Genomic DNA, 22,876 nt, shown 5'->3' with positions numbered 1-22,876 from the left:
GCGGTAGGGTTAGTGTGGTGGTTATTATAAAATAAGACAAGGAGCAAAAAATGAAATACAAAAAGAAACCGGTTGTAATCGAAGCTTTTAAACTAGGCGTGGATAACTTCCCTGATTGGGCTATCGAGGCACGCAATAAAAACGAGCTAATAACATTGTTGCCCCAAGACTACGAGACAGAGAGCCCTTTTGAAGATACAAGTCATCTAATAATGGCGGATATACATACCCTAGAAGGCGTAATGCACGCCGATAACGGCGATTATATTATAAAAGGCGTTAAAGGTGAAATCTATCCTTGCAAGCCGGACATATTTGAAGCGACGTATGAAAAGGTAGAATAATGAACTTTTTACTAAATAACAAATTTTGGCTTGTAGTAGTTGGTGGTTTGCTTGGTGTGTTGCTTGGTCTTTGGTTAGTAAATTTAAAACTAAATAACGAGATAAAAAGCTTAAAAGAGCAAAACTCACAACTTAGTTTAAACCTAGTTAGCAAAGAGGCAAACTTACAAATATCAAACGCAAATTTAAATGAGTGTGAAAGTAGAATAACACTTACAAATACAAAGCTAAAAGCCATAAGCCTTGATAATGATATGCTAAAAAAGCAAGCACAAAAGCTACAAGTTAAGTTAGAGCGTAAATATGAGCGCATACAAACACCAGCACATAATGCAAAATGCGAAAGCAAACTAAAATTTTATGAAAATCTTTTTAAAGAGCTTGGCGATGAGTGAAGCACAAATTTTAAGATACAAGCTTTATAAAACACGCCAAAAGGTGCGTAAGATAGCTTTTATAATCTTGCTATGTTTAGTGATTGTATTAATCGGTGGTTGTGCTAGTAGTAAGCCACAAATCATCACACAGACAAAATTTCAAGATGTTTATGTGCCGATAAAATGTGAAGCAAAGCTACCAGCTAAACCAGCATATAACCAAAACAACTTACAAAGTGCAAAAGAGCTAGCAAGATACTACGCACAGGTTGAAGCCTTGCTAAGAGGGTGCGTAGGCGATGAATAAATTTTTAGAGGATTTAACAAATAAGCCATTTTTTTGGGTGGTTGTAATGGGTTTTATCGGTGGGCTTTTAAATCTTGCAGACCCTAAAAAGTCAAATGCTCACAACGCATTAAATATCATCACTGGTATAGCTGGCTCGATGTTTTTATGCTACTTAGCTTACGAAGCAACATTTTACTTTACACAAGTTGATCGCATAAGTGTAGCAGTTGGTGGCTTTTTTGCTTGGCGTGGTGCAAACTGGGCTAATGAGATGGTAGATAAAGCCATAAAATCAAGAATTAATAAACCGCAAGATGATTATCGTGGGTATGGATATGGCAATGAAGTGCCACCAATACCAAGAAATTTAGATGAAAAGGACAATTTTTAATGGCAAATTTTAAACAATCATACGAAATACTACTAGACTTAGAGTTTAATAATCCTAGTAATGCACTTCATCAAAACCCAACCGAAAAGGGCTTAACCTTTATGGGCATTTATGAAAAGGCACACCCAAATTGGGCTGGGTGGGGCATGGTACATACTATGATAGACGTAAAAAAAGGTGATTTAAAATCTGCCTCTAAAGTCCTTATGCAAAACGATTTTTTGCAAGACTTGGTAGTTAAATTTTACAGAGTGAATTTCTGGGATAAGATAAAAGGCGATGATATTAACTCCCAAAAAAAGGCGGACGAGATATTCGCGTTTGGAGTTAATGTCGGAATAAGAACGGCAATTAAAACCGCTCAAAGAGTTGTTGGCGTAGTGGATGACGGCAATATGAGCGAGGCGAGTATATCAGCGATAAATCGCTATGACGAAGTGAAATTTGACAAAGAGTATGACAAGTCCGAGATAACCTATTACAATAGGCTGATAGAAAAGAAACAAAATTTGAAAATATACGCCAATGGCTGGAGAACTAGAGCGGAAGCGGTGTAGGGGCGTTAAGCCCCCAAGACCCATAGGGTAAAACGGCTAGCTATTAAAACCTGAATATCAAATTAATAATTTCGAAACCTAAAAGGTTAAAAATTCTAAGATAATGGTTTCAAAGCCCAGCGGGCAAAAATTAAATGCTAGCCGTGTTTGAATTGTATTCTTTTTTTTCTGAATTTTCTCTTATCTCTTTTATAATAGGCACTCCGTATTGGAGCGCCACCTTTTTCTTTTTATCCCAGCGCTTCACGGTTTCGTATGGGCGCTCTAGGAAGTCAGCTACCTCTTTTAGGGTGGCTTTTTTGATTTTTGTTTCTCCAGCCATTTTAAATCTCTACATTATCGACTACATCAACCATTGTTTCGCCGACCATCTTTCTTAGTGTTTTCGTTTTAAACCTTACATCTATCAATGGTAAGCCGAAAACTGCCCCTGTGCTTTTGATTTCAACAACAAGCTCACAAATAAACACTTGACCCTTTTGCGGGTTTCCGGCGTAGATAAGATTTGTTCGAAACTCTTTTACTTGTGGAATTCCTAAACTTTCTCTGGCTTCCGCGATGTTTCGACCGCCACTTGCTGCCTCAGTAGAGGCATAGCAAAGATCACTATAAAAATTATCCATTTCGAAAAACAAGTTATCATTAGTTGCCACAAGACCAAAAGGCGGGGTCATCAAAAGAGTTTCGGCAGCAAGTAGCGCAAACGCACCGCCTGATTTTTTTTCGATTTGTTCTAGTAGCTCTTTAAATTTCACGAAGCCCTCTGCAAGGTTGTCGCAAGCTTCGCCGTCAAATATAAACGGCTCAAGTTCTTTTTCAATTTGTTCTAAGCTCTCGCGGTATAAGCCGTTTGTTATAAATTCTTTCTCGCTAAGCTCCTTGTTGTGCTCTCTTGCCGCGCTTAATAAATACTGTATCATTTTATTATCCTTTTGTTTTGATAAGAGAATAATAACGCATTATTACTTATAAAAAACTTAAAAAAGGTAATACACTACACTTTAATTATAGTTTTTTGATTATTTTTTTAGAAAAAACCATTTTCGCCAAGCGGGGAAAATGGTTGGGATAAAGAAATAATCTAGCGGCTAAGTTCGATCCCGCAAATTCGATCCCATAAAGCGGGCAAAATTATTTTAACGGACTTATTAACGGACTTTTTTATATTTTGTATTATTAAAATCCTTATATAACGTTATTATATGGACATAATATGGTAGCCCTCGCTTCCACCATTTGGACTATTTAAACACATTTTAATAACTTTTAATAACTTTCATTTTGATACGGTTTTATTTATTTTTGCTATGTTCTTATTTTAATGATTGTTTGAATTTTTAAAAAGTAAATTTTTGAAGATTTTTAACGAGCCGAAATTTGGCTCGTTAAGTAGATTAATTTATCCAAGTAACAACGTCGTCCATCGTTCTGCGATATTTAACAGGCTGTTTGTTTAGGCGGTATCCAAACGGTATAGCTATGGCTACGCGGTGTTTTTTGGGATCGATATTTAAAAGCTTGCCAACCTCTTCACGCTCAAAACCCTCTATCGGGCAGCTGTCTATGCCAAGAGATGCTGCGGCATTCATCATATTTATCGCAGGATACATGCACTGCTCGTGTGACCACTGAAACAACAACTCATCATCGTCTTTAAAATTCTCTGTGATGAAATTTTTGTAAAAATTCACTCTAGCTTCATGCTCTTGAGGTGTTTTATCAGGACGTCTGTTTATCATATCAGCTACGTATTTGCTATCGCTTTTGATGTCTGAAATTTTAGCTAAAATGATAACCAAGTGCGAGCAAGTGGTGATTTGCGGTTGATCCCATGATACCTTGCGTATCTTTTCTCTAAGTGCCGGGTTTTGCACCACCACAAAGTCCCATTGCTCAAGTCCTGTCGAGCTTGGACTTACACGACCCGCTTCTAAAATAAAATCAAAATCTTCGCTTTTAATCTTTTTTGTGTCGTCAAAAATTTTGCATGCATGGCGAAAATTTATAATGTCAAGATAGTTTTTCATCTTTTTTCTCCTTTAAAAATTTATACGATATGATACGATTTAAATTTAAATATTTTACATAAAATTTATATTTATTGATTGGGCGAAACGGTTTGATAGCCTTTTGCTATGAGTGAACTCATGCCTCCATGTAGGTTTATGATCTTTAAGTTATCATCATTTATAAACTCTGCAAAAGCTCTACTTCTTGCGCCACTTCTGCAAATAAGCGCGATTGGCTCTTTTGTGTCTATGCCGGCTGCCTTTAATGACATCAAAAAGCCCTCTTTGTCATTTGTCATAGTAATAAGTTTTGCGCCTTTTATTACACCCGTATTGTGCCATTCTGGAGGTGTCCTAATGTCTATGATCTGTTTAAATTCAGATATGTTTTTTGGTGTTGCATCTATGGTCGCAACTTCAGCAAACATAGTCGTAGCGCATAGTGTTGTAAGAAGAAATTTATGTATTTTTATCATTTTGATTACGGTCTTTCTTTGATAAGATTTAAGATGTTTTCTTTGATATTTTCTGTGGTTAGATTTGAAATTTCAGAGTAAAATTTACCATTTTTGTCGATTAGATATATCGATGAACTGTGTGCTACGGTATAAAACATTTCCGAATTTGGCATAGGAATTTCTTTAAATTTAACTCCATAATTCGCCGTTACTTTGTCAATGTCAAGTAGCTTTAGACCAGTTGCATCTTTATAGAAATTTTTAGCCATCATTGTTAGGTCTTCTGGCTTATCTCGCTTTGGATCAAGCGTTATGAAGATTAGCTCAAAGTCATTTCTATCTAGCTTAGTTAGCACATCGCCTACCAGTGAAAGCGTAGTAGGACAAACATCTGGACAAAAAAGATAGCCAAAATATATCGCTTTATATTTTCCTTCAAATGATTGCAAGCTAACTTCTCCGCTTGGAGAATACGCCTTAAAGTCGTATTTTGACGGTTTTAGAAGCAAAAGAGCAGCTCCACCGATTATTAGCACAAAAACCAAAAAAGCAAATATTTTTTTCATTACACACTCCTAAATTTGCATAAATGTGGTTAAATAACGCAAGCTGCGTTTATCTGAAGTTGTTTATGACTTTTATATCGTTAAAATTTAGTATTTCTCCGTTATCAAAGCTCATTTCAAGATCAACTATATCACCGTCAACAAGCGGTTTATCAAGCCCTATAAGCATAACGTGAAGTCCGCCCGGAGCTAGTTTTGCCATGCCTTCTTTGGGAACATTTATGTCGTCTATCTTTGTCATCATTTTCATGCCATCAACCAGTTTATGTGTGTGTAGCTCAGTGCTTTTGCATATGCTTGATTTAACAGCGACTAGTTTTACATCGGCGTTTGAACTGTTTTTTATGTCCATAAATATCGCACTATTGCTTGCACCGATATTTGAAGGACGAGCTCTTAAATTTTCAACGCTAATATCAGCTGCTAAGAGACTCGCACAAAAACCGCCCGACAAAAGGCAAACAAGTAGAAATTTTTTCATAACTAACTCCTTGTGAAATTATTTTTTTGTATTTTATGTCATTATACGCAAGTTTTATTATATAGTGCTTAGCTTAAAAAGTGAAATTTAACGCTTAAAAGTGAAATTTTTAGGCTATAATTACGCTTTAAATTTTTACTTTAATGGGGTTAGATTGAAAAAGCTTTTATTACTTGTGTCTTTCATGGTGGCCGCTTGGGCTCAAAACTACGAAGAAATTTACCTAAAAAATGGAATTTCAGCTGTCATAAAAGAGATAGAAAAAAATATCTTAAGCAAAGAGTATTGGCTTAAAAAGCTTGATGGCAAGGACGTAAAATACGGTTACTATGACAATGATATTTTGCTTACGGTGGTTGATAAAACAGATAAAAAACTAAGCGTATTTACTTACTCGGACGGTGTTTTAAAGAAGACTTTTGATACTAGCGTTATAGTTGGCAAAAGCGGTGAAAAGCTTATAGAGGGCGACCTTAAGACGCCGATTGGCGTGTATCAGCTAACAAGAAGATTTGTGCCTAGCGATAGATATCTTGGACCGCTTGCATTTTCTCTTTCTTACCCAAATTTACTTGATAAACTTGCAAAAAGAAACGGCGGAGGCATATGGATACATGGTTATCCGCTTGATGGCGAGAGGACTGATGAGCTTAAAACAAAAGGCTGTGTCGCCATGGAGAACGATACTTTAATGCAATACGACAAAATCATCGATTACAAGCGCTCTTTGGCGTTAATTTACGAAGATGCTAAGCCAAATGCAAGTGCCGAGCAAATCGCTGTTATTATTTCAAAGCTCTTTAGATGGAAAAAGACATGGAGTGAGAGCGATATAGAAAATTATCTAAAATTTTACGATAAAAATTTCGCAAGATACGACGGTATGAGTTTGGATAAATTTCAAAGCATGAAAAGAGCGATATTTGCCAGAAAAGAGAGTAAAAATATAGCTTTTTCGAACCTTATCATCACACCTTATCCGAATTTAAAAAATGAGAATATTTTTAGAGTAAGCTTTTTTGAGGACTACTCTACGCCGACATATAAATTTCAAGGACAAAAAACACTTTACGTGAAACTTTACGGCGACGATATGAAAATTTTAATAGAGGAGTAAGCGTGCAAGAAGAGTCAAAACAAGCACAAGTTAAGGAAAAGATAGAAAAAATTTTTGCCGCAAGAGCGCAATTTTTTGAGTTATTAGATGCAAATGTGCCTAAAAAGGGTGATACTGATGTTTTTGATTTTGATAAAGCAAAAGATGTAAATTTAAAAGAAATTTATGCCAAATTTTATGCGTATGACTACGCTGTTAGAAAGCTACTACCAGACGTATATAGCGCTTATGATGTGAAATTTAATGTCTGAAATTCGTCTAAATAAATCCGCCTATACACATAATCTAACACAAATTTGCAATAAAGCGGGCGGTAAAGAGCGCGTTATCTTGGTTTTAAAGGATAACGCATATGGGCACGGGGCTTTGCTTATAGCTCCTGTTGCAAAGGAATTTGGTATAAAATTTTGTGCCGTAAAAAACGAAAAAGAGGCGCATGAGATAGGTGAGTTTTTTGATAAAATTTTGATCCTTTCTCACATACCAAATAAAAACGAAAGTCAAAATTTCATATACGGTATAAATGATATTTATGCTTTAAATAGCGTCAAAGACGGCACTAGAATTCATCTTGCGATTGATACGATCATGCATAGAAACGGGCTTTGTATAGATGAGCTTGATAGTGCTTTTGATGTTATTTTAAGTAAAAATTTAAAGCTTGAGGGTGCTTACACGCACTTTAGGGCTAGTGACGAGATGAATGCGGATTATTTTGTGCAAAAGCAAAAATTTAGTGAGGCGAAGGTGAAAATTCTCGCCTTTTGTGATAAATTTAGACTTTTAAAACCGATATTTCACTCTCATAACTCAGCCGGAGTTGAAAGATTTAGCGATATGAGCGATGATATGGTTCGTGTAGGTATCGCTCAGCATGGATACGCGCAGTTTAACGATAGTCTAAATTTGCAACCCGTTCTTAGTCTGTGGGCACAGCGCATTAGTCAAAGAGTGCTAAAAGCCGGTCAATGCGTAGGATATGGGGCTAAATTTTGCGCTACAAGCGACATAAATATAGCTACATATGACCTTGGATATGGCGACGGGCTTTTGCGATATACGGGAGATGGAGATCTAACGCTAGCAAACGGCAAACGGCTTCTTGGCAAGATGTCGATGGATAGCTTTAGCTGTGAAAATTGCGGTGAGATGGTTTGTGTGTTTGATGATGCAAATGTGTGGGCGCAGTTTTTTAATACGATAAATTATGATGTTTTAACAAAGCTCTCGCCGTTTATAGATAGAAAATGGCAATCATGAAAAAAGCTCTTTTTGCCATTTGCTTGGGAGTGGTGGCTTTTGCAAATAACGCAAACGAGCTTAAAATTTATGAACAAATTTTATCAAGTCTAAAAACGGAAGAAATTCCAAAATTTATAAAACAACTAGCAGGTCAAAATTTACCATACAGAGTTGATGAGATGGTTGTGATAGACTCGCTTGATATTGATGGTTTAAACGTCAATGCAAATTTTAAATTAAACGATACCGCAAATAGAAAGATTTCAAATTTAAAAAAAGCACAGGTGGCACGGCTTAAAAATGAATTCTATCAAAACGGCAAAAGTGCGATTTGTGCTACAAGTATTGCAAAAGTCATGCTAAAAAGAGGTATAAAACTAAATGGTAGCTATACGCTAAACAACAAACATCTTTTTGATATATCGGTGGATAAGAGCAGTTGCGAGTAGTTTTTTTACTATGTGTGATTTTAAATTTTGTCCTCTCTCAAACAAGCCACGAAGCTGCTGAAATTTATGCCAAAGCATATAAAAAGGCTCTTCCGCTTAGATGTAATTCAAACATCGTTTTAAACGACCTTTTAAATATCGCTGATGTCTTGCTTTATAGATATGCTGTTAATGACACAAAAAAGACTTGGGTCTCAAAATTTAACAAAGAAGAGCTTGAAAAATACGCAAGCGAAACAAGAAAAATGAACTTGACTCAAATTTGCTCCGATAAAAAAGCTCTTGATATGCTTGACCAAGACATTATTATGGAACATGTTTTTTATTTTGAGACTGGCAAGCTTTTGTTTGAGTATAGCATTAAAAAGGCTGACTGTCTTTTGCTGCAAAATCAATAAATTTATCTTCTAAAAAAGCCGCTTGCCCCGTGATTTCTATGACTTGTGCTTAGTTGCTGAGCTAGCTCGTTTAGCCTTACTATCCTATCGCTTGTACTTGGATGAGTCCTAAAAAGACCGCTGAATTTGTCTTTAAATGAGCCAAATGGATTTACGATAAACATATGTGCGCTTTGCGGTGAGGCGTTTTGTATAGCATATGAGCGCGAGTAGTTTTCAAGCTTGTTTAGTGCGCTTGCTAGCCACTCCGGGTGTCCAGTCATTAGCGCTGCACCTTTGTCGGCTTTATACTCCCTTTCTCTTGAGATAGCCATTTGTATTACGCTAGCTGCTAGTGGCATCACAACCGCGATGATGATCATCATAAGAGCATTGTTGCGCTGTGAATTTTCTCTATTCATCGCGCCAAATTGAGTAAAATTTGCAAGCATGGCGATCGCCCCTGCAATAACTGCGGCGATCGTTCCGGTTAGGATGTCGTAGTGGCGTACATGGCTTAGCTCGTGAGCTAAAACCGCTTCCACTTCGTTTTCGTCTAATAAATTTAAAAGCCCTTCCGTTGCCGCTACGGCTGCGTGGCTTGGGTTTCTTCCTGTGGCAAAGGCGTTTGGCATTTGCTCGGGTATGATGTAAATGCGAGGCATTGGCATGCTTGTTTTTTGGCAAAGTCTTTTAACGATGGCATAAAGTCCATGCGCGCTGTTTTCGTCTACTTCAATGGCGTTATAGCGCTTTAATACCAACTTGTCGCTAAAAAAGTAGCTAAAAAAGTTCATGCCAAGCGCCACTAAAAATGCCATTATCATGCCTTGTTCGCCACCGATCCATGCTCCTACAAACATAAAAAGAAGCACAAGCCCTACCATTAAAAAACAGGTTTTAAAAATTTCCACCTACGACCCCTTTCTGAAATATCGCAACATCAACGCCAAATTTAGCAAGCTCTTCAAGCTCGTGCTCATGAGTTATTACGCAGGCTATTTTTGCGTCAAAAAGATAAAATTGTGCTAGATCTGACAAATTTTTTGCGATTAATTTATGGCAAAGTATAAATTTTGCGCCACAAGCGTTTGCTATGATAGCTTGTTTGGTGTCTATGCAGACGGTGGCGAAGTTCATTTGATGTTGCTTTGCAAATTTTATGAGATCTTTATCAAACTCAAACAAATTTAGCCTATCTTTTGACATCTCGTTTGTGCTTTGCGTCCAAAATAGCGGTTCAAATTCCACTAGCTCATGTCCGATAAGTTGCATTATTTAGCCTTTATGCAATCACGACAGACATATCTGCCATTGCTTAAAACAGCACTTTTCATGTCGACGAAAGTGCTGCATTTGTCGCATTCTACGAAATTTTCTATTTCTTTATTCCCACTGTCTTTTTTGCGTAGCATTTTAAAAAATACGAGATAAATTACCGCAAATACGATGATTAAAGTTATGATTTTTCCTAGCATATATTTTCCATTAAAATGTAATTTCTGTTTTTGTTATTATAAATTTCAGCCTTTATATCGCCTAGTTCTTCGTTTACGCTCGATCCCTTATAAAGCAGAAATTTTGTGCTTTTATCATAAAAGCCATTGCATATTTTGATCAACTGGGGTGTTTTCATCAAGGCTCTTGATGTTATAAGGTCTGCATGAAATTTATTAGAATTTTCGATCTTTTGGCTGTGAACCGTGAGATTTTGTAAATTTAGAGCAACTTTTGCGTAACTTAGAAAGGATGATTTTTTAGCGTTTGGCTCAAACAAATGCCACTCGCATTCGTTCATTATCATTGCTAAAAATATCGCAGGAAAGCCGGCGCCACTACCGACATCGATGGCTACTTTAGCATCTTTTATGTCAAAAATTTCTATCGGAGCTATGCTGTCAAGAATTTGCTCGTCTATATTTTTGTAGTTTGTAAGGCTGTGTATGCGGTTAAATTTGGCTAAAATTTCGGCAAATTTAACTGTTTTATCTTTAAATTCAGGTGACAAAACCAAGCTATTTTTCATCTAAAATATGTCCCATTTGCTCTTTTTTAACACGCAAATAACCCTCGTTAAATTCGTTTGGCTCTATTACGATCGGCACTCTTGCTATGACTTCTACACACTTTAACCCCATTAGTTTAAGTGGGTTGTTTGTGAGTAAATTTATCTTTGTTATACCAAAATGTTTTAAGATAAAATCAACTATCTCATATGTTCGCTCGTCGGCTTTAAAGCCAAGTTGGTGGTTTGCCTCTATCGTATCAAGCCCTTTGTCTTGAAGTGCGTAAGCGTTTATTTTGTTTAAAAGCCCTATATTACGACCTTCTTGACGAAGATAGATAACCATACCGCTATGTTCTTCTATAAATTTTAAACTCGCCTCAAGTTGATCGCGACAGTCGCATTTTAGGCTTCCTATCGCATCTCCTGTTAGACACTCTGAGTGGATACGCACATTTGTTACATCGCCAAAAGGCTCTTTGTAGATCGCTAAATGCTCTTTAAATCCCTCTTTAAAAGCTTTAATTTTGTATTTACCAAATCTTGAGGGCAGGTTGGCAATGTTTGAAATCTCGATTTTCATATTAAATTTACTCCAACTATGATACACTTATAAAATGAAATATTTTAGCAGATAAAAGGCAAAATTATGTTTAAACGCTTTAGAAGACTTAGGATAAACCCTGCAATAAGGGACATGGTTCGTGAAAATTCGCTTAGTGCAAGCGACTTTATATATCCGCTTTTTGTGGTGGAAGGCAAGGGGATAAAAAAAGAGATAAACTCTATGCCGGGCGTCTTTCAGATGAGTTTAGATGAAATTTTAAAAGAGTGCGAAGTTATCGTAAATTTGGGCATAAAGTCTATTATCTTGTTTGGAATTCCAAATTTAAAAGACAGTATCGGTTCTGACGCATTAAGTAATGATGGCATTATCGCCACAGCGCTTCGTGCGATCAAGGATAAATTTCCACACCTTGTCGTCGTAACCGACCTTTGCTTTTGTGAATACACAGATCACGGACATTGTGGCATTTTAGATCATGTTCATAAGACTGTTGATAATGACGCTACGCTTGAAATTTCAGCCAAGCAAGCGCTTATACATGCTAAAAACGGAGCTGATATGATAGCACCTAGCGGCATGATGGACGGCATTATCACGACGCTTAGAGAAGCGCTTGATGAAAACGGCTATGAAAATCTGCCTATTATGGCGTATTCGACCAAATTTGCTTCAGCGTATTACGGACCGTTTCGTGACGTAGCAGAGAGCGCGCCAAGCTTTGGCGATAGAAGAAGCTATCAAATGGACGCTGCAAACCGCCTAGAAGCAGTAAATGAGAGCTTAGAAGATGAGGCGCAAGGAGCCGATATACTCATGGTAAAACCCGCACTTGCCTACTTAGACATCATTCGTGAGCTAAGAGATGCTACAAGACTTCCCGTTTGTGCGTATAACGTAAGTGGCGAATATGCTCTTTTAAAAGCTGGAGCAAAAGCTGGTGTGATCGATTATGAAAGAGTGATGATGGAGACCTTGCTTGGCTTTAAAAGGGCGGGTGCAGATCTGATCATAAGCTACCACGCCAAAGAGGCTGCCCAAATTTTAAGAAAAGGACTTTAAGTGAGACATTTTTTAACGTTAAACGACTTTAGTAAAGAGGAAATTATTGAAATTTTAAATTTAGCCATCGAGATAAAAAAAGAGGCTAAAGACAAAAACTATAAGCCTTATCTAAAAGAGCAAAGCCTAGCTATGATATTTGAGAAAAGCTCTACTAGGACTAGGGTGAGCTTTGATGTGGGGATGTATCAGCTTGGCGGGCATGCGATGTTTCTAAGCTCAAATGATATCCAAATCGGACGCGGTGAGCCGATAAAAGACACGGCACGCGTAATAAGCGGAATGTGCGATATGGCGATGCTTCGCGTTAATCGCCACGAGACGTTGGTGGAATTTGCGAAATTTAGTAAGATCCCTGTGATAAACGGACTTAGTGATAAATTTCATCCCGTGCAACTAATGGCCGATATGCTAACGATGATCGAGTGCGGACTAAAAGTAGAAGAGATAAAGGCCGCATATGTGGGAGACGGAAATAATATGACTCACTCGTGGCTGATGTTAGCTAGCAAGCTTGGCTTTGAGCTTAGAGTCGCCACGCCAAAGGGCTACGAAGCGGATGCTAAAATTTTAGCAATGGCGCAAGAAAACGCTAAAATTTCAGGTGCTAAAATTATTATCACAAATGATATAAAAGAGGTGATAAGCGGCGCAAATGTCGTTACTACCGATACTTGGGTCTCAATGGGACAAGAGGCGGAAAAGGAAAAACGCATAAAAGAATTTGCGGGCTTTTGTGTGGATAGTGAGCTAATGAAATTAGCCGATAAAAAAGCTATATTTTTGCACTGCTTACCTGCTTACCGCGGATATGAAGTGAGCGAAGAGGTTTTTGAGGCGCATGCGGACGAAATTTTTGCCGAGGCGGAAAATAGACTGCACGCGCAAAAGGGTGTAATGGTTTGGCTTGATAAGCATAGATAAAATTTGAAATGAGAAAATAATGAGTGAAAAAAATAAAAATCCACTGGCTAAAATCAACGAGATTAGCAGCTCACTTGGTATTAACGAGGATGAGAGAACGATATTTGAGATAGTGCCGACTGATAATCCAAACGAGCGTGCTTTAAATTTAAAAAGTGGCTCTTGGGATGGTGTTGAGCCTTGGTTTGGTATCGATGAAAACCAAAATTTACACACGATGGTTTCGATAAAATCCCTTTCGCAGATGATCGAAGCCTTTCGTAAACTGCAAAAAGAAAATTTTGATCTAAAGCTTGAAAAGACGATTTGGCAGAATGTTCCGATTGATTTTAGTGATGTTTGGGTTGTGGCTATGGATGAGATAAAACGCATAGCAACGAAGAAAAATGAGAAAAATTTTAGTGTTGATATTGAGAAATTAGTAAAAAACATAAAAAAAGATCATCCGAATTTATTTGTCGATATGAGCGAGATGATGAAAGCAGCTAGGAGTAAATTTAATGATTGATTTTGACGCATATGTAAAGTATTCACGCCCTGGGCCAAGATATACAAGCTATCCGACTGCGCTTGAGTTTAGTGATAAATTTGACTATAAAGCATATATAAACGAGCTTGAAAATCGCGATAAATCAAGACCTCTTTCGCTTTATTTGCACCTTCCGTTTTGTAGAAGCGCCTGTTATTTTTGCGGTTGCAATGTAATTTATACAAGTAAAGAGGATAAAAAAGAGCGATATATCGAGTATCTGGCAAAAGAGCTTGAGCTTTTATCACGTCATCTTGACACAAATGCGCCTGTGCTTCAGATGCATTTTGGCGGCGGTACTCCTACTTTTTACAATGCTGAACAACTTGATAAAATAATCCGTCTTATAAAAGCTAAATTTCCAAATTTTATGAGTGAGGCGGAGATTAGCTGCGAGATAGATCCTAGATTTTTAACCGATGAGCAACTTGATGTGCTTGTTTCGCATGGGTTTAACCGTATAAGCTACGGCGTGCAAGACTTTGATGAGAAAGTGCAAAAGGAAATTCATAGGATACAGCCTTATGAGATCACTAAAAATGCTGTAGACATGGCACGCGCAAAAGGTATAAACTCAATCAATATGGATCTTATTTATGGACTTCCTTATCAAACACTTGAGAGCTTTAAAACTACGCTTGATAAGGCTTTGACACTAAGTCCTGATAGGCTGGCGGTGTTTAACTACGCTCATGTGCCGTGGATCAAAAAGTCAATGCGTAAATTTGATGAAGCTACGCTCCCAAGCCCAAAAACCAAACTTGAAATTTTAAAATACACGGCCGAGTTTTTTATCAAAAACGGCTATAAAATGATAGGCATGGATCACTTTGCAAAGCCAAATGACGAGCTTTTTGGCGCGCTTGCAAACGGGACTTTGCATAGAAATTTCCAAGGCTATACGACAAAGGGAGGAGCCGATCTTATCGGTATAGGACTAACCAGTATAGGTGAGGGCAAGCGCTACTACGCGCAAAATTATAAAGATATGGACGAATACGAAAAGGCCCTTGATAGCGGAATTTTACCTTACGCAAAGGGTGTTTATCTAAACGATGAAGACCTGCTTAGAAAGGCTGTTGTAATGAGCCTGATGAGTAACTTCGCGCTTGATATAAAAGCGGTTGAAGCGGAGTTTAAGATAGACTTTTTTGATCACTTTAATGGGGAGCTAAAAGAGCTTGAGAATTTGAGTGAATTTGTTAGCGTTACGCCCGATAAGATCAGCGTAAACGAGACCGGCACACTCATAATCCGCAATATCGCTATGTGTTTTGATGAATATATGATAAAATTTAAAGATAGTAAAAATAGCTTTTCAAAGACGATATGATGTTTAAATTTAGTGAAATTTCAGACAAATGTGTAAAATGCGGCAAGTGCATACAGGTTTGCACTATCCACAATATAAATAGCGATGAGGTAACGAGCCCAAGGGGTTTTTTGGATCTTTTAGGCGCTTACGAGCGAGGTGAACTCAACCTTGATAAAAATGCAAAAAATATATTTGAGAGCTGTTTTTTATGCACCAACTGCGTAGATGTCTGCCCAAATTCCTTGCGCGTGGATACGGCGATAGAAAATGTCAGAAAAGATCTAGCAAATAAATACGGCATAGCTTGGTATAAAAAGGCGTTTTTTTGGCTGCTTCGCTACCGCAAGATAATGGACTTTTGCGCTAAAATGGGCTATGTCTTTCAAAGCTGTGCGTTTAAGATAAAAGAGAGCACGATGACGCCACGCTTTAGCCTGCCGATGGTAAAAAAAGAGAGGCTATTTCCGACCGCTAAAGGCAAGAGCTTTTTAAATTCGCATGAGGAATTTATAGATAATGGCGGCGAAAAGACTATAGGAATATTTATCGGCTGCATGGGAAACTACGCATACACAAGCATTGGTGAGAGCTTGCTAAAAATAGCTCGCGAGCTAAAACTAAACGTGCATTTGATGAAAAAGCAAGCTTGTTGTGGCGCACCGGCGTATTTTACGGGTGATTTTGCGACGGTTGAGGTTTTGGCTAAGCGAAATATTGAGTATTTTGAAAGCCTGAGAGATAAGATAGATGCTATCATTATCCCTGAAGCGACCTGTTCTGCGATGGTTAAGGTTGATTACGAGCATTTTTTCCACGATAATGACGAGTGGCGAGAGAGAGCCAAAGAGATAAGTAAGAAAATTTTCCTAGCCACCGAGTATCTTGAGAAAGAGACAAATTTGGCGCAAATTCTGGCAAGCAAAGGCAAAAGATTAGAGAGTGTGACGTATCATGATGCTTGTCATGCTAGAAAAATGCAAGGAGTTTATAAAGAGCCTCGTAAACTTTTAGCGCAAAATTACGATATAGTAGAGATGAGCGATCCAAATGAGTGTTGTGGATTTGGCGGAGTGACGATGCAAGCGGAGAAGTATCATCTAAGTCGTGCGGCAGGACAAAGAAAAGCCGCAATGGTAAATGATACTAATGTGAAATTTGTAAGCGCCGAGTGCAGTGCTTGTAAGATGCAAATTTCAAATGCGCTTCACATACACGGCTCAAATGTTAAATTTGAAAATCCGATAGATCTGATCGCGGCGAATTTGTAAAATTCAAACAAATTTATGTATAATTGGGCATTTTCGTATATAAAATGCCTATAAATTTTTAGAAAAAAGGAAATTTCTATGAAAAAGATATTTATCGTAGGAATGATAGTTGCGGCTACGATTTCTTCCGCTAAAGACCTAACGTATAGGGTGTTTTTAGGTGCGTTTACCCAGTCTGAAAACGAGACTAAGCTAACTAACGTAAAACAAAATATAAAAGATATAATTTCACAAGACGAAAGACTTAGTTTTGGCAGTTATGCTGAAAATGGCAGGGAATTTCTTTACGTCGATACTTCTGCAATCTCGGCCTTTGAAGCAGATAATATACTAAAAAACCTAAGAGCGACACCTGGCTATAGCGACGCTTACATGAAGATCAAAAGTGAAAATTTTACAAATTTAAGCAAAACCGATATCGCTGATACCAAGAAAGCTAAAGAGAGCTTTTTGGTTCAAACTAGTCAATCAAATTTTGCCTCAACACAAACAAATGGCACTGATAAAAATAGTGCAGTAACGCTAAATGAAGTTATAAAAACCGTTCTTAGTGAAAATCCAAGCTTAAAAGAGACGGAGTATAACTACCTTCAAGTTGGTAAAGATCTAAATATCGCCAAAAACGCCTACTATCCAACGCTTGATGCTCAAGCTTCGGTTGGGCATGAAAGAAGACGCTTGGATAATGATACGAACACAAGAACCGGCAACGGTAGAATTTCAAGCGCAACACTTACTTTAGTTGAAAATTTATACAATGGCGGAGCCGATAAAAATAGGATAAATTCTCAAAGCGCGCGTCTTGACTCTGCTGCTTATAGCGTGGCACAAAGAGCCGACAGACTTGCTCTTGAGATGGTAAATGCTTATGTTGAAGTTATAAAAACTAAGAAAATTTTAGACATAGAAGACTTAAATGTTAAAAATCACGAAGAAATTTACTCACAGATAAAAGATAGGGCACAGTCTGGATACGGTATAGCTTCAGAAGAGCGCCAAGCAGGATCTAGGTATACCTTGGCGCAGTCAAATTATATTTCTGCGGCAAACAATTATGAAGATGCAGTTTCTACTTTTGAGAGATTATACGGTAAAAAGCTTTTTGCTCAAAATTTAATCGAGCCTGAATTTAATATACCTCTACCGACCAACGAGCAGGCGGTCTATGATAGAGCTTTACTATGCAACCCATCTCTTTTGGTTCAAAGATCAAATGTTGCGATGGCGGAGTCTGTGGTGAAAGAAAAAAATGCACCGTTTTTACCAAAAGTAGATCTTGTGGTATCTGGCGGGTATGATCATACTGATGTGTTATATAATAACTACGAAGATCAAAGCGTAAATGCGCTTGTGAGGTTTAACTATAACCTTTATAATAAAGGAAATGATAAGCTAGACAAAGAAAAGAGTCAGCTGGCTGTTAGACAAGAGCAGCAAGCCCTTGAAACCCTAACAAGAGAGCTTAGAGAGTCGCTTAAGTTTTCATGGCAAAGCTATGAACTCGAGCAAAAAAAGATGTCGTATCTTGCTCAACACGTCGAATATGCAAAGGCAACGCTTGACGCATATCAGGACGAATTTAAGATAGGTCGTCGTGATCTTATAAATTTACTTGATGCAGAGAGTGAGTATAACACTGCGTTAAAAGAGATTATCAATACCGAAACGGCTTTAATCTATGCAAAATACAGACTTCTTGATAATATGGGTTTGCTAGCTGATAGCTTTGAGCCGGGATTTGCTAAAAGATATATTCAAGGTGCTTGCAGTATCCAAAATGATTTAAAGTAAAAATTTATGCCTAAAAAGGTAAAAAATTCTTTAGCAAGAGCGTTTTTAGCAGCTCTTGCCTTACTATTTTGCGTTAGCGCCATAGGCGAATTTATCCAGTCAACAACTATAGCTAATGTTTCTAAGATATATGGCGAAAATGCCAAAAGACGAGTTGTAGCGCTAAATGCCTTAATGAATTCACTCAAAAACGAATCCGAGCAAGAAAAATTAAAAAAAGTAAATGAATTTTTTAACTCTTTAAGATGGGCTAATGATATGGAAGTTTGGGGCAAAAAGGATTATTGGGCTACTAGGATGGAATTTTTAGGCAAAGGGGCCGGGGATTGTGAGGACTTTGTTACGGCAAAGTATTTTACTCTAAAACAGCTTGGTGTTCCTACGAGTAAGCTTTATTTTACCTATGTTAAAGCTCTTAAATTTAACCAAGCACACATGGTGCTTTCTTATTATGAGACACCAAAGTCGGTGCCGCTTATCTTAGATAATATCAACGGTAATATCAAAATAGCAACACAAAGAACAGACCTAGCTCCGGTCTATAGTTTTAATGGTGATTCGCTTTACCTTGCAAAACAAGAGGGGCTTGGGCAGGTTGTTCCTGGTGGAAACAAAAAGCAAAATCCAAAATGGATGGAATTAATAGACAAAATGAAAAAAGAGGGACTATGACACTTTTTAAACAGATAATAATAGCTACGACACTGTTTAGTTTCGTGATATTTGGCGCGGTTGGGTATTTAAATTTTAAAAGTCTAAATACCTACATAGCAGACCAACTTGGAGCAAATGCAAGACATACTGCAAATTCGCTAGGACTTGCGCTAAAGCCTGTTATAGATCCTAACGATATGTCTATGGCGGAGACTATGATAAATTCCATGTTTGATAGTGGGTATTATCAAAATATCACACTAAAAGGCGTGGATGATGAAATTTTGATCGAGCGAGCGCAAGATATACAAGTCGTCAGTGTTCCGGAGTGGTTTTTAAATTTAACCAAATTTACGGCTCCTATCGAAAGCAGTGAGATAATGACTGGTTGGACGAAATTTGGCACGCTTTATGTTCAAAGCAGTGCAGGACTTGCATACTATGAGCTTTATAACAATATGAAAGAGATGTTTGGCTTTTTGCTGGCAATGATGGTTTTGGCTATTTGTGCGACTTACTTTGGGCTTAAAACGATATTTAGACCCCTTGTTAAGGTGCGAAATCAAGCCGAGGCCATACTTGATAATAAATTTTTGATCCAAGATAAAATTCCTTTTACCACCGATCTTCGTCAAATGGTTTTGGCTATGAACTCCATGGTTGCAAAGGTGCAAGATATATTTGAGCAAGAGGCAAAAACACTTGATAGATACCAAGAACTCCTTTATAAAGATGCTCTTAGTGGCATGTATAATAGACGTTATTTTCAGACTAAATTTAACGAATACATCGCAAGTGAGGAGTATTCAAGCGGATCTATGGTGCTTTTGAGCTTTAAAGAGCTTGCAAATTTGAAGAAGAATTTAGGTTTTGAAAAATGGCAAAGTTTTGTTATCAAGATAGCAAATATCTTAGAAACTGAGCTTGAAGATAGCAAATATAGCGGTGTTGCAGCACGGTTAAACGATGATGACTTTACGCTTTTAATGCCCGCGGTAACTTCAAGCGGTGTTGCTACTTTGATTGAAAGTATCATGAAAGAGATTAAAAAAGAGAGTGAGAATTTTGATATAGATCAAAACGAGCTTTTAGTAAATGCCGCGATAGTTGAATTTAAGCCAAATTCTGGGCTAAAGACCATCCTAACTACGGCAGACATAACTCTTGCAGATGCAAAAGAGCTTGGAAATTTCAAATACAAAATTTTCAAAGATGATAGTGCAGCGCTAATTATAGGCAAGGAAAAATACCGCGATCTAATATCAAAATCCATGAAAAACGATAAATTTAAATTTGCTTCTCAAAAAGTGGGTGATGAAAATGGATTTGAACAATACGAACTTTATTTACGTCTTGTTGATGATGAGGGCAAATGGCAGTCGGCGAGCTACTTTATGCCGATGGTTAAGGAGCTTGACTTAAGTGCGACGCTTGATCTTCATATATTAAATAGAATAGCTGAAATTTTACCAAATAAAATTTTACCAAACGGCTCGCTGGCTATAAATTTAGGTAAAGAAATTTTAACTTCACAAAATAGTTTTATTAGGCTTGAGACGGCTCTTAAAAGGATAAGTGCAAATTCTAAATTTAAAAACTATATAGAAATTCCAAATAAAGACGATATGAGTATACAAAGCATTGTTAGATTAACGCAGAAATTAAAAGAGCTTGGCTTTGGCTTTGGCTTTGACCATTTTGGGCTTGATGCAAAAAGTATAGAGAAATTAAAAATTTTAAGCCCGGATTATGTTAAAATTCAAGCAGGCAACATCATAGACTTCTTTAGCGAAAACGGCAGTGAGCAAACAAGACGTTCGCTTGAAGTTATAATGAGTTCAAAAGGCATAAAATTAATTGCTATCGGCGTTGAAAACGAGGAGCAAAAAAACAAGCTAATCGAGCTTGGCGTTATAAACATGCAAGGATTTTATATAGATGAGATTAAAAATATCGGATAGTGCCCATGAGTAATGAAAAGACAAAAGACGAGCTACTTCAGTGTTTGGTTATATTTACCAAGCTTCATAACAACCCTTATAGTGCCGATGCGCTAACTACCGGACTTCCTGTTCAAGACGGAGAAGAGGTTGAGCTTTTTTCGATCGATGGCTCTAAGTCTCTTTTTTCTCGTGCGGCTTCTAGAGCCGGCTTTTCTTCAAGTATAGTTAAAAAACGCATAGAAGAAATTTCTCCTTTAGTTTTGCCTTGTATCTTGATGCTTAGGGGCAAAAAGGCATGCATACTTCAATCGATTAGTGCTGATAAAAAACGAGCAAAGATAATAACTCCCGACTCAAGTTCTGGCACAAATGAGATCGAGATAGATAAGCTTAAAGACGAATACCTTGGTTATGCTTACTATCTAAAGCGTAAATTTACTCCAGAGGATACAAATGCAACTCGTCTTGTGGATACGGGTAAAGAGCATTGGTTTTGGGGCACGATAAAGCGTTCTAAAAAAATTTACATCGATGTTATTTTGGCTAGTTTACTGGTAAATTTATTTGTTCTAACAACTCCATTGTTTACAATGAATGTTTACGATAGAGTTGTGCCAAACAACGCAGTAGAAACACTTTGGGTCTTGGCTCTTGGCGTGGCGATAATTTACATTATTGACTTGTTTTTAAAATTTATACGCTCTTATTTTTTAGAAGTTGCCGGCAAAAAGAGTGATATTATCATGAGCTCGATGCTTTTTGAGCGCGTTATGGACATGAAATTTAGCAACAAGCCAAAGTCAGTGGGCTCATTTGCAAACAACTTGCGAGAATTTGATACGGTTAGAAATTTTTTCTCATCAGCCTCTATTGCCGCACTTGTGGATCTGCCTTTTGCTTTTATATTTTTAGTGGTTACGTATTTTATCGGCGGATATTTAGTGCTTGTGCCTATTATTATTATAATTTGCATACTTTGTTATACATTTTTTATAAAAGATCCTTTGCAAAATGCCATAAAAAGTACTTTTGAAGCCTCGGCTGCTAAAAACGGAATTTTGATAGAGAGTTTAAGCAGTCTTGAGACGATAAAGACTTTGGGTGCCAACGGACATATTCAGTGGCACTGGGAAGAGGCAACGGGCGAGATAGCTACTAGAAATATCAAATCAAAAATGATAACTACCTCTATCACGACTGTTACTACGTTTTTGGTTCAACTTAATACCATTGCTATCATTGTTCTTGGTGTTTATATGATAGAGGCTGTTGAGCTTACTATGGGTGGGCTTATAGCCTCAGTCATGCTTGCTTCAAGAGCTATCGCACCTATGGGGCAAGTAGCTTCGTTGGCGGCAAATTTCGAGCAGACAAAGACCGCTTACGCAAGTCTTGATAAGATAATGCAAATGCCTGTTGAACGTCCGGAAGGAAAGAAATTTGTAAGAAGAAATTCTTTTGAAGGAAAGATAGAATTTAAAAATGTAAGCTTTACTTACCCGGACACTACAAAAGGATCACTTGATAGGATAAATTTTGTTATAAGACCAGGCGAAAAGGTAGGTATCATAGGCAAGAACGGCTCAGGAAAAACAACCATACAAAAGCTTATTTTAGGTCTTTACTCGCCAACTGACGGCTCTGTTTTAATTGACGGTATAGATATAAACCAAATCGATCCTGCAGACCTTAGAAGAAATATCGGCTATGTTCCGCAAGATGTTGTTTTATTTAAAGGCACTGTTCGTGAAAATATCGTACAAAAAGCACCTTATGTAGATGATATACAAATCATCAAAGCAGCCAAAATCAGTGGTGTTGACGAGTATGTAAATGCTCATCCCCTTGGATTTGACATGCCTGTCTACGAAAGAGGCGACGGCATAAGCGGTGGTCAGCGTCAAAGTATAGCGGTGGCTAGGGCTTTTTTGCTTGATAGCCCGATCGTTTTGCTTGACGAGCCGACAAATTCGCTAGACAACACGGTAGAAAACAAGCTAAAAATAAATTTAAAATCAAACACAGTCGGAAAAACCATGTTGTTGGTAACACACAGAACATCTATGCTTGAGCTTGTAGATAGACTAATAGTTATCGATAACGGTAAAATTTTACTAGACGGTGCAAGAGATGATGTTTTAGCAAAACTTGGCGGGAAGTAGA

At 37.5% G+C, this 22,876-nt stretch carries 30 protein-coding genes; 19 read left to right on the top strand and 11 right to left on the bottom strand.

The window, feature by feature from the left end; all coding sequences use genetic code 11:
- The first annotated feature begins 50 nt into the window (after positions 1–50).
- The 5 genes from CCAL_RS06770 to CCAL_RS06750 are packed head-to-tail and all read left to right on the top strand — an operon-like array spanning position 51 to position 1,958.
- Positions 51–344, top strand: coding sequence for a hypothetical protein (locus CCAL_RS06770; protein WP_172285086.1), 294 nt, complete (start codon positions 51–53; stop codon positions 342–344).
- Positions 344–739, top strand: coding sequence for a hypothetical protein (locus tag CCAL_RS06765; RefSeq protein WP_172285085.1), 396 nt, complete (start codon positions 344–346; stop codon positions 737–739). Before CCAL_RS06770 ends, CCAL_RS06765 begins: the two co-directional genes overlap by 1 nt.
- Positions 732–1,028: a hypothetical protein gene (locus tag CCAL_RS06760; protein ID WP_236860481.1), complete on the top strand. Its 297-nt coding sequence runs from the start codon at positions 732–734 to the stop codon at positions 1,026–1,028. Before CCAL_RS06765 ends, CCAL_RS06760 begins: the two co-directional genes overlap by 8 nt.
- Positions 1,021–1,401 (top strand): phage holin family protein, encoded by a 381-nt coding sequence (locus CCAL_RS06755; RefSeq protein WP_172285084.1) that lies wholly within the window; start codon positions 1,021–1,023, stop codon positions 1,399–1,401. Before CCAL_RS06760 ends, CCAL_RS06755 begins: the two co-directional genes overlap by 8 nt.
- On the top strand, positions 1,401–1,958 hold the full coding sequence (locus CCAL_RS06750) for a glycosyl hydrolase 108 family protein (RefSeq protein ID WP_172285083.1): 558 nt from the start codon (positions 1,401–1,403) through the stop codon (positions 1,956–1,958). The genes CCAL_RS06755 and CCAL_RS06750 overlap by 1 nt, the downstream gene beginning before the upstream one ends.
- A gap of 130 nt (positions 1,959–2,088) precedes the next feature.
- On the opposite strand, the gene CCAL_RS06745 is transcribed toward CCAL_RS06750, so the two are convergent.
- The 6 genes from CCAL_RS06745 to CCAL_RS06720 form a co-directional block, all read right to left on the bottom strand.
- The gene (locus CCAL_RS06745; RefSeq protein ID WP_170017147.1) at positions 2,089–2,280 is read right to left on the bottom strand and encodes a hypothetical protein; all 192 of its coding nucleotides are present in this window, start codon (positions 2,278–2,280) and stop codon (positions 2,089–2,091) included.
- Between the two features lies 1 nt (position 2,281).
- Entirely contained in the window at positions 2,282–2,878 is a 597-nt protein-coding gene (locus CCAL_RS06740) for a hypothetical protein (RefSeq protein WP_170017149.1), read from the bottom strand.
- 474 nt (positions 2,879–3,352) lie between these two features.
- Positions 3,353–3,985, bottom strand: coding sequence for an NAD(P)H-dependent oxidoreductase (locus tag CCAL_RS06735; protein ID WP_170016726.1), 633 nt, complete (start codon positions 3,983–3,985; stop codon positions 3,353–3,355).
- Between the two features lie 71 nt (positions 3,986–4,056).
- Positions 4,057–4,443: a rhodanese-like domain-containing protein gene (locus CCAL_RS06730; RefSeq protein WP_169937721.1), complete on the bottom strand. Its 387-nt coding sequence runs from the start codon at positions 4,441–4,443 to the stop codon at positions 4,057–4,059.
- Positions 4,444–4,448: 5 nt separating this feature from the next.
- Positions 4,449–4,991 carry an SCO family protein gene (locus tag CCAL_RS06725; RefSeq protein ID WP_169937723.1) on the bottom strand — a complete coding sequence of 181 codons (543 nt, stop codon included), beginning with the start codon at positions 4,989–4,991 and terminating at the stop codon, positions 4,449–4,451.
- Positions 4,992–5,040: 49 nt separating this feature from the next.
- Positions 5,041–5,472, bottom strand: a complete 432-nt coding sequence (locus CCAL_RS06720) for a copper chaperone PCu(A)C (RefSeq protein ID WP_169972248.1) — start codon at positions 5,470–5,472, stop codon at positions 5,041–5,043.
- Between the two features lie 154 nt (positions 5,473–5,626).
- Here CCAL_RS06720 and CCAL_RS06715 point away from each other — a divergent pair, with 154 nt between their 5' ends.
- From CCAL_RS06715 to CCAL_RS06695, 5 genes are read left to right on the top strand one after another with little or no spacing between them, the layout of a single operon-like run.
- A complete protein-coding gene (locus CCAL_RS06715; RefSeq protein WP_228026748.1) occupies positions 5,627–6,589 on the top strand; it encodes a L,D-transpeptidase family protein in 963 nt (320 codons plus the stop codon).
- Between the two features lie 2 nt (positions 6,590–6,591).
- Complete coding sequence (cmeU, locus tag CCAL_RS06710) at positions 6,592–6,840, top strand: CmeU family protein (RefSeq protein WP_169972247.1); 249 nt, start codon at positions 6,592–6,594, stop codon at positions 6,838–6,840.
- Positions 6,833–7,849: an alanine racemase gene (locus CCAL_RS06705; protein WP_169972246.1), complete on the top strand. Its 1,017-nt coding sequence runs from the start codon at positions 6,833–6,835 to the stop codon at positions 7,847–7,849. The genes cmeU and CCAL_RS06705 overlap by 8 nt, the downstream gene beginning before the upstream one ends.
- Positions 7,846–8,280: a hypothetical protein gene (locus CCAL_RS06700; RefSeq protein WP_170016728.1), complete on the top strand. Its 435-nt coding sequence runs from the start codon at positions 7,846–7,848 to the stop codon at positions 8,278–8,280. Before CCAL_RS06705 ends, CCAL_RS06700 begins: the two co-directional genes overlap by 4 nt.
- Positions 8,271–8,678 carry a hypothetical protein gene (locus CCAL_RS06695; RefSeq protein WP_194239126.1) on the top strand — a complete coding sequence of 136 codons (408 nt, stop codon included), beginning with the start codon at positions 8,271–8,273 and terminating at the stop codon, positions 8,676–8,678. Before CCAL_RS06700 ends, CCAL_RS06695 begins: the two co-directional genes overlap by 10 nt.
- A gap of 2 nt (positions 8,679–8,680) precedes the next feature.
- Here the strand turns inward: CCAL_RS06695 and htpX are convergent, their stop codons facing one another.
- From htpX to ribA, 5 genes are read right to left on the bottom strand one after another with little or no spacing between them, the layout of a single operon-like run.
- A complete protein-coding gene (gene htpX, locus CCAL_RS06690) occupies positions 8,681–9,571 on the bottom strand; it encodes a zinc metalloprotease HtpX (protein ID WP_170016730.1) in 891 nt (296 codons plus the stop codon).
- Positions 9,558–9,932, bottom strand: coding sequence for a hypothetical protein (locus CCAL_RS06685; RefSeq protein WP_169937735.1), 375 nt, complete (start codon positions 9,930–9,932; stop codon positions 9,558–9,560). Before CCAL_RS06685 ends, htpX begins: the two co-directional genes overlap by 14 nt.
- Positions 9,932–10,135 carry a PP0621 family protein gene (locus CCAL_RS06680; protein ID WP_170016732.1) on the bottom strand — a complete coding sequence of 68 codons (204 nt, stop codon included), beginning with the start codon at positions 10,133–10,135 and terminating at the stop codon, positions 9,932–9,934. Before CCAL_RS06680 ends, CCAL_RS06685 begins: the two co-directional genes overlap by 1 nt.
- The gene (rsmG, locus tag CCAL_RS06675; protein WP_170016734.1) at positions 10,129–10,683 is read right to left on the bottom strand and encodes a 16S rRNA (guanine(527)-N(7))-methyltransferase RsmG; all 555 of its coding nucleotides are present in this window, start codon (positions 10,681–10,683) and stop codon (positions 10,129–10,131) included. The genes CCAL_RS06680 and rsmG overlap by 7 nt, the downstream gene beginning before the upstream one ends.
- Positions 10,673–11,245, bottom strand: a complete 573-nt coding sequence (gene ribA, locus CCAL_RS06670) for a GTP cyclohydrolase II (RefSeq protein ID WP_170016736.1) — start codon at positions 11,243–11,245, stop codon at positions 10,673–10,675. Before ribA ends, rsmG begins: the two co-directional genes overlap by 11 nt.
- Positions 11,246–11,311: 66 nt before the next feature.
- Here ribA and hemB point away from each other — a divergent pair, with 66 nt between their 5' ends.
- From hemB to CCAL_RS06625, 9 genes are all read left to right on the top strand, one after another.
- Positions 11,312–12,289: a porphobilinogen synthase gene (hemB, locus tag CCAL_RS06665; RefSeq protein ID WP_170016739.1), complete on the top strand. Its 978-nt coding sequence runs from the start codon at positions 11,312–11,314 to the stop codon at positions 12,287–12,289.
- Positions 12,290–13,213, top strand: coding sequence for an ornithine carbamoyltransferase (gene argF / locus CCAL_RS06660; protein WP_170016741.1), 924 nt, complete (start codon positions 12,290–12,292; stop codon positions 13,211–13,213). It begins immediately after the preceding gene.
- 19 nt (positions 13,214–13,232) lie between these two features.
- Positions 13,233–13,721 (top strand): DUF2603 domain-containing protein, encoded by a 489-nt coding sequence (locus CCAL_RS06655; protein WP_169972243.1) that lies wholly within the window; start codon positions 13,233–13,235, stop codon positions 13,719–13,721.
- Positions 13,714–15,075 (top strand): oxygen-independent coproporphyrinogen III oxidase, encoded by a 1,362-nt coding sequence (gene hemN, locus CCAL_RS06650; protein ID WP_170016743.1) that lies wholly within the window; start codon positions 13,714–13,716, stop codon positions 15,073–15,075. Before CCAL_RS06655 ends, hemN begins: the two co-directional genes overlap by 8 nt.
- Positions 15,075–16,325: a (Fe-S)-binding protein gene (locus CCAL_RS06645; RefSeq protein WP_170016745.1), complete on the top strand. Its 1,251-nt coding sequence runs from the start codon at positions 15,075–15,077 to the stop codon at positions 16,323–16,325. Before hemN ends, CCAL_RS06645 begins: the two co-directional genes overlap by 1 nt.
- A gap of 78 nt (positions 16,326–16,403) precedes the next feature.
- Positions 16,404–18,116 carry a TolC family protein gene (locus tag CCAL_RS06640; protein WP_170016747.1) on the top strand — a complete coding sequence of 571 codons (1,713 nt, stop codon included), beginning with the start codon at positions 16,404–16,406 and terminating at the stop codon, positions 18,114–18,116.
- Between the two features lie 6 nt (positions 18,117–18,122).
- Positions 18,123–18,788: a transglutaminase-like cysteine peptidase gene (locus tag CCAL_RS06635; protein WP_169937755.1), complete on the top strand. Its 666-nt coding sequence runs from the start codon at positions 18,123–18,125 to the stop codon at positions 18,786–18,788.
- Positions 18,785–20,731: a bifunctional diguanylate cyclase/phosphodiesterase gene (locus CCAL_RS06630; protein ID WP_172285082.1), complete on the top strand. Its 1,947-nt coding sequence runs from the start codon at positions 18,785–18,787 to the stop codon at positions 20,729–20,731. The genes CCAL_RS06635 and CCAL_RS06630 overlap by 4 nt, the downstream gene beginning before the upstream one ends.
- Positions 20,732–20,736: 5 nt before the next feature.
- Positions 20,737–22,875 carry a type I secretion system permease/ATPase gene (locus CCAL_RS06625; protein WP_170016749.1) on the top strand — a complete coding sequence of 713 codons (2,139 nt, stop codon included), beginning with the start codon at positions 20,737–20,739 and terminating at the stop codon, positions 22,873–22,875.
- The last annotated feature ends 1 nt before the right edge of the window (position 22,876 follow it).

The sequence above is a fragment of the Campylobacter sp. RM6914 genome (assembly GCF_004803835.1).
GTDB classification, from domain to species: Bacteria; Campylobacterota; Campylobacteria; order Campylobacterales; family Campylobacteraceae; genus Campylobacter_A; species Campylobacter_A californiensis.
This window is presented reverse-complemented; position numbering and strand designations above follow the sequence as displayed.

What these genes read in the sequence shown, in the direction of transcription:
- CCAL_RS06725 (WP_169937723.1), bottom strand. Translation starts at nt 4,991, where the DNA reads ATGAAAAAAATATTTGCTTTTTTGGTTTTTGTGCTAATAATCGGTGGA.
- CCAL_RS06645 (WP_170016745.1), top strand. Translation starts at nt 15,075, where the DNA reads ATGTTTAAATTTAGTGAAATTTCAGACAAATGTGTAAAATGCGGCAAG.
- CCAL_RS06705 (WP_169972246.1), top strand. Translation starts at nt 6,833, where the DNA reads ATGTCTGAAATTCGTCTAAATAAATCCGCCTATACACATAATCTAACA.
- CCAL_RS06750 (WP_172285083.1), top strand. Translation starts at nt 1,401, where the DNA reads ATGGCAAATTTTAAACAATCATACGAAATACTACTAGACTTAGAGTTT.
- CCAL_RS06765 (WP_172285085.1), top strand. Translation starts at nt 344, where the DNA reads ATGAACTTTTTACTAAATAACAAATTTTGGCTTGTAGTAGTTGGTGGT.
- CCAL_RS06625 (WP_170016749.1), top strand. Translation starts at nt 20,737, where the DNA reads ATGAGTAATGAAAAGACAAAAGACGAGCTACTTCAGTGTTTGGTTATA.
- CCAL_RS06640 (WP_170016747.1), top strand. Translation starts at nt 16,404, where the DNA reads ATGAAAAAGATATTTATCGTAGGAATGATAGTTGCGGCTACGATTTCT.
- CCAL_RS06735 (WP_170016726.1), bottom strand. Translation starts at nt 3,985, where the DNA reads ATGAAAAACTATCTTGACATTATAAATTTTCGCCATGCATGCAAAATT.
- CCAL_RS06635 (WP_169937755.1), top strand. Translation starts at nt 18,123, where the DNA reads ATGCCTAAAAAGGTAAAAAATTCTTTAGCAAGAGCGTTTTTAGCAGCT.
- CCAL_RS06745 (WP_170017147.1), bottom strand. Translation starts at nt 2,280, where the DNA reads ATGGCTGGAGAAACAAAAATCAAAAAAGCCACCCTAAAAGAGGTAGCT.
- rsmG (WP_170016734.1), bottom strand. Translation starts at nt 10,683, where the DNA reads ATGAAAAATAGCTTGGTTTTGTCACCTGAATTTAAAGATAAAACAGTT.
- CCAL_RS06685 (WP_169937735.1), bottom strand. Translation starts at nt 9,932, where the DNA reads ATGCAACTTATCGGACATGAGCTAGTGGAATTTGAACCGCTATTTTGG.
- CCAL_RS06730 (WP_169937721.1), bottom strand. Translation starts at nt 4,443, where the DNA reads ATGATAAAAATACATAAATTTCTTCTTACAACACTATGCGCTACGACT.
- CCAL_RS06655 (WP_169972243.1), top strand. Translation starts at nt 13,233, where the DNA reads ATGAGTGAAAAAAATAAAAATCCACTGGCTAAAATCAACGAGATTAGC.
- hemB (WP_170016739.1), top strand. Translation starts at nt 11,312, where the DNA reads ATGTTTAAACGCTTTAGAAGACTTAGGATAAACCCTGCAATAAGGGAC.
- hemN (WP_170016743.1), top strand. Translation starts at nt 13,714, where the DNA reads ATGATTGATTTTGACGCATATGTAAAGTATTCACGCCCTGGGCCAAGA.
- CCAL_RS06630 (WP_172285082.1), top strand. Translation starts at nt 18,785, where the DNA reads ATGACACTTTTTAAACAGATAATAATAGCTACGACACTGTTTAGTTTC.
- ribA (WP_170016736.1), bottom strand. Translation starts at nt 11,245, where the DNA reads ATGAAAATCGAGATTTCAAACATTGCCAACCTGCCCTCAAGATTTGGT.
- CCAL_RS06760 (WP_236860481.1), top strand. Translation starts at nt 732, where the DNA reads ATGAGTGAAGCACAAATTTTAAGATACAAGCTTTATAAAACACGCCAA.
- CCAL_RS06720 (WP_169972248.1), bottom strand. Translation starts at nt 5,472, where the DNA reads ATGAAAAAATTTCTACTTGTTTGCCTTTTGTCGGGCGGTTTTTGTGCG.
- CCAL_RS06755 (WP_172285084.1), top strand. Translation starts at nt 1,021, where the DNA reads ATGAATAAATTTTTAGAGGATTTAACAAATAAGCCATTTTTTTGGGTG.
- CCAL_RS06770 (WP_172285086.1), top strand. Translation starts at nt 51, where the DNA reads ATGAAATACAAAAAGAAACCGGTTGTAATCGAAGCTTTTAAACTAGGC.
- CCAL_RS06700 (WP_170016728.1), top strand. Translation starts at nt 7,846, where the DNA reads ATGAAAAAAGCTCTTTTTGCCATTTGCTTGGGAGTGGTGGCTTTTGCA.
- CCAL_RS06740 (WP_170017149.1), bottom strand. Translation starts at nt 2,878, where the DNA reads ATGATACAGTATTTATTAAGCGCGGCAAGAGAGCACAACAAGGAGCTT.
- CCAL_RS06680 (WP_170016732.1), bottom strand. Translation starts at nt 10,135, where the DNA reads ATGCTAGGAAAAATCATAACTTTAATCATCGTATTTGCGGTAATTTAT.